Raw genomic sequence first — 4,587 nt, 5'->3', positions numbered from 1 at the left:
CTCTTCTCCGGATGCTGTTGTTTCAGCTGCCTGCTCGGTATCAGCTGCTTCAGACTTTGCTTCAGTTGCCGCATCTGTTCCTGCCTCGGATTTTGCTTCTGTTGCTGCAGTTGTATCTTTTGCTGCTGATGTGTCAGAAGAACTACCACTTCCACACGCTGTAAGACCAAGTGTCATAGCTGCTGCCATGGTCATACAAAGTACTTTTTTAACTTTTTTTGCCTTCATAACATTTTCCTCCTAATAATTTAAATGTTTGATACGTTGCCGCATCTTTACTTTGTACATTAAGAATAATCGAAATTACGGGATTTATCAATACATATGTTGCTCCATATTTTATATTTATTGCTTTTTCGAAACAAAAAAATAAAATACATTTTAAACAAGACTTTTTCTGCTTTACTTCTCTAAAGTTTCAATTTATCCAATATATTGCACAATTTTTTTGTGTTTTAACTGATTTTATTATTTTATTGTAATAACAAAAGACTTCTGATATAATCATTATATCTAAATTTCATTTTTTTCATTAGCGCAATATAACTAATATTATAGGAAAATTTTTTTGACATTCGACAAAAAACGACAGAAAAATCCCCATTATTATAAGAACTGAAGGGAGAATATATGGGAAATACACGCTATCAACTGACTGAATCAGGACATGAAAAAATGCCGGTAAAACTGCTGTATGTAACTTCTGCCCGCTATGAAGGAGACTGGCCGAGCATTAAACACTCTCACTATTTCACGGAACTATTCTATGTACGAAAGGGTGCCGGCAATTTTATTGTTGAAGATAAATCCTTTCCTATTATAAAAGATGATCTGGTAATTATCAACCCTCATTTGGAACATACAGAAAAATCCCTCGACACCACACCGCTTGAATATGTGATTCTGGGGGTCGAGGGACTTAGCTTTTCATTTGATGACAATCAGGAATATACCGTTTTTAACTGTCAAAACAATAAGCATAATATGATGTTCTATTTTACCTCCATGCTGCAGGAAATTGAGCAGAAGCAAAAAAATTATGAACTGGTTTGTGCCGATCTGCTGGAAGTTTTAATCATAAATCTGATCCGCCATGCCGATTTTTCCTTTGAAATCGCCCCTGCACAGAAAGCAAGCCGGGAATGCAGCCGCATCAAACGTTATATCGATTCCAACATATCCGATAACATTACACTGGATACCCTGGCTGAGATGGCTCATCTGAATAAATATTATTTTGCCCACGCTTTTACTGAGTCCTATGGACTTTCCCCCATCAATTACCTGAGCGAAAAGCGAATACAGGCAAGTAAAGAACTGCTAACCGCTACCGATCACAGCATCGCTGAAATCGCCCAGCTGTCCGGGTTTTCCTCTCAGAGTTACTTTGCACAGAGTTTCCGCAAAGCCTGCGGTATGAGCGCAGGGGACTATCGCAAAAAAATGAAGAAATAGTATATGCCAGTGATTTAATATTGGAGCGTTGTATTTCTAATACTTCATCGCCTCTAATGCAGAAATCTTCACCGCCTTATTTGCAGGATAATAGCCGGCGATCACTCCGATTAATGTGGAGAACAGCATGGAGAATCCTGCCAGCCACAACGGGATAACGGAGGTCCTGCTGCCCTTTTCCATTAACAGGCTTGCCAGTGCCTCGAATGAGGTAAATACGAAATGCTGTGCCGACAGATTCATTATAACAGATACGGCAAAACTCACCAGTATTCCAATGATACCTCCCAACAGCCCGATGATTGCGGCTTCCATCAGGAACATGCTTCGGATATCGCTGATAAAGCAGCCCAGGGATTTCATAATGCCGATTTCCCTGGTTCTTTCTGTAATGGACATAATCATGGTGTTGGCAATTCCAATTGCCGCAACCAGCAGGGAAATAGCTCCCAGCCCCCCTAACATGAACTGCTTCTGTCTGGCTTCTTTTGCCATAGGTTCCCGTATGCTTTCCATGGAACTGGTCTGAAATCCCATATCTTTAATGACCTGCTCTACTTTTCCCACTTCTTCCACATTGTCCGTCTGAACCATAACCTGTGAAAATTCTGGAACTGTTTTCGCTTTTTTCTTTTTTGACAATAGCTTTTGAATTGCCTGCAGATCCTTCAGCTTCATAATCAGTCCGCCGGAAGTCTCTTCTCCTTTCCCAAAATCTTCTTTCATGACACCGCTGATTTTAAGAGAAGCCAGCACCTTATACTTTTTCGTTTCTTCCCCCATTGGAAGATCAGAATCAGCAGACGGGGCATTACCGGAGGACTCCTCTTCCACCAGGAAATTTATCTCTTCTTTTTTGGTGTCAAAATAAGGTTTTGCCTCAGGATTTGACCAGTAATCCACCATATTACTTCCCTCCGGCCGTTTTGTATCTGCAAACTGAAAGGCGAATGCAGATCCCGCCAGAACTTCAAATGGCTTCTTCCCCGGATATTTTCCTTCCGTCAACCGATAACCCAGCTTCTCAATTGCATCCTCCGGCATTCCGACTATACTAATCCCCTGCGCCTGATACCGATTGTTCTTCCCAACAGCAATCAGGGTGTTTTCCCCATTCAAACTGACTTTGGGTGCCGCCAGTATTACGTGGTCTAAAGCCTGAATGCTTTTGACCGCATTCTCATCCAGCTTTAACTTCCCTTTTTGGTTGCCGGGGGTTGGCATCACGGTTATCATGGTCAGATCTCCCATTTCAGAAAGCATTTTCTCCTGTGACTCTTTCATGCCTATACCTATTGAAATCATGATAATAATAGCACAGCAGCCAATTACTACACCCGAGACCGTGAGGAAGGTTCTTCCTTTTCTCCGGTAGAGGTTCCTCGCACACATCCGAAGTTTATCATTTATTTTCATTATATGGAAACCTCCGTTTATTCTTCATCATCCTGGTCTTCAAACTCTTCATACAAAAAAGCTTTTTTACGCTTCCTTTTCTTTGTCACTGCAATCACTACAATCAGCACTAAGATAAATCCACCCACACTTGCTGCGTAAGGAAGGAGGTTCGTTCCCCCTTCCGGCGGCATTTCTTCTCCCATTCCTTCCTCTTCTCCAAAGTTCATATCTGCGGCTGGATCCTGGGGTTCTGTTACTTGAAGTGGAACCGCTATTGTGATAGTTCTGGATTTATTGGATGAATCCTCATATTTAATTTTGACCTGTACCTCCTGTTTTCCCACATTCTGAGGGGTTATAAGAAAATCAATGGTTCCATTGGAACCGGATTCAAAGTTACCGAGATACTTATAATTTTCCGCCGTTTCCACATCACCTTCCAGAGAAGCCTCTACATTATAGACGGCGCTTTTTCCTTTATTCACATAGGGAAGACTTAACGTTGCTTCTGCAAACTGATGCATTTCTTCCTGGCTCTGAGGCACACTCACCTTGAACCTGTCGGGCTGTATTACGGGAATGGAGAGTTTTTCCGCCGATGTCGCCTGAGTTCTTGTCTTATTGTGCACATATTCATATTTAAAGCTGATATCCACTTTGGAGTTTTCCGGTTTTCCGTTTGCCAGCGCCTTAATGGTCACTTCTTTTTCCAAAACCCCACCAGGTCCAATTTTATCTATGTAAAAGGAGTTGGAGGAATTGGTAATAGCAAGGGCATCCCCCAGTTCCAGTGACATAATCATATTTTCCGCCGCTGTTATGGAACTGGTATTTTTGATCTGTAACTTTAAATGAAATTCTTTTCCCGCCGTTACTTTCTTCCCATATTCATATTTACTTACAATCACATTGGGTACCGGCGTATCAATTTCTTTTTTCTCATCTGCCGGCGCTGCATCCCCTCCGGAAGAATCTCCCCCGCCGGAACCTTCCATGGAATTGATTACCGGTTCATTTTCATTTGGAGCTTCCACATCCTGATTTTTGGAAACTTCTGTGGGTATCATGATTTTTTCTTCTTTCTGTTCATGGATCATACCTTCTGATGTCTGGTAATCATATTCCAGCTTTACCGTTATGGTCTGGACTTCCGATTGGATCGTATCAGCGGTCTTCAAATGCAGCTTACAGCTCTTTTCACTTTGCATCCCAACCTTTCCTACATCCAGGGAACCGGTCAGCTCCTGGGACATTAGCCCTTCTCCAGTTTCAATACTCAGCCGGGCGTTCTCTATGGATACTCCTTTGCTTTTATTTTCTACAATCAGAACTGCCTGAAAGGATTTTCCTGCTTTTATGGGCTTTTTTATTTCCCTTCTGCTGATTCTGATCACCGGCGGTGCTGCTGCCGGCGTATTTTCTCCATTACCTCCATTTGTTTCCCCGGTCACAGATTCAGTGTTTGTCTCTGTAGATGTTTCCGAACTGCTTCCCGTCCCGCTTGCAGCTGTTTCCGCTGCAGGAGGAGTCTCGGCAGAGTTCTCAACAGATGATGTTTCCGGAGGATCTGATATAGCTTTTGCTTTCCCTGATATACCGGGATACCACAGAACTAAACTAAAGATCATTGCCCAGGCCCCCAGCATTTTTATACTTCTTTTAATTTTTATACTTCTTTTAATTTTTATACCTTTTTTTATTTCTCTCATCACTTTTATATCTCTCTTCGTCCTG

General features: G+C 42.0%; 3 protein-coding genes and 1 pseudogene. 1 reads left to right on the top strand and 3 read right to left on the bottom strand.

Annotated features, from left to right (window positions below; genetic code table 11):
- A pseudogene (locus tag ACH2DQ_RS23680) lies at positions 1 to 228 on the bottom strand (hypothetical protein); the annotation flags it as partial.
- 402 nt (positions 229 to 630) lie between these two features.
- On the opposite strand from ACH2DQ_RS23680, the gene ACH2DQ_RS23675 reads away from it, so the two are divergent.
- Complete coding sequence (locus ACH2DQ_RS23675) at positions 631 to 1,455, top strand: helix-turn-helix domain-containing protein (RefSeq protein WP_394911226.1); 825 nt, start codon at positions 631 to 633, stop codon at positions 1,453 to 1,455.
- A 36-nt stretch (positions 1,456 to 1,491) separates the two neighbouring features.
- Here the strand turns inward: ACH2DQ_RS23675 and ACH2DQ_RS23670 are convergent, their stop codons facing one another.
- Positions 1,492 to 2,871 (bottom strand): ABC transporter permease, encoded by a 1,380-nt coding sequence (locus ACH2DQ_RS23670; RefSeq protein WP_394911225.1) that lies wholly within the window; start codon positions 2,869 to 2,871, stop codon positions 1,492 to 1,494.
- Between the two features lie 17 nt (positions 2,872 to 2,888).
- Positions 2,889 to 4,481, bottom strand: a complete 1,593-nt coding sequence (locus tag ACH2DQ_RS23665; protein WP_395028552.1) for a hypothetical protein — start codon at positions 4,479 to 4,481, stop codon at positions 2,889 to 2,891.
- Positions 4,482 to 4,587 lie beyond the last annotated feature (106 nt).

It is taken from the genome of Robinsoniella sp., assembly GCF_034124845.1.
This window is presented reverse-complemented; position numbering and strand designations above follow the sequence as displayed.

Excerpts from the sequence above, each read along its gene's own strand:
- ACH2DQ_RS23665 (WP_395028552.1), bottom strand. The coding sequence starts at position 4,481 with ATGATCTTTAGTTTAGTTCTGTGGTATCCCGGTATATCAGGGAAAGCA.
- ACH2DQ_RS23670 (WP_394911225.1), bottom strand. The coding sequence starts at position 2,871 with ATGAAAATAAATGATAAACTTCGGATGTGTGCGAGGAACCTCTACCGG.
- ACH2DQ_RS23675 (WP_394911226.1), top strand. The coding sequence starts at position 631 with ATGGGAAATACACGCTATCAACTGACTGAATCAGGACATGAAAAAATG.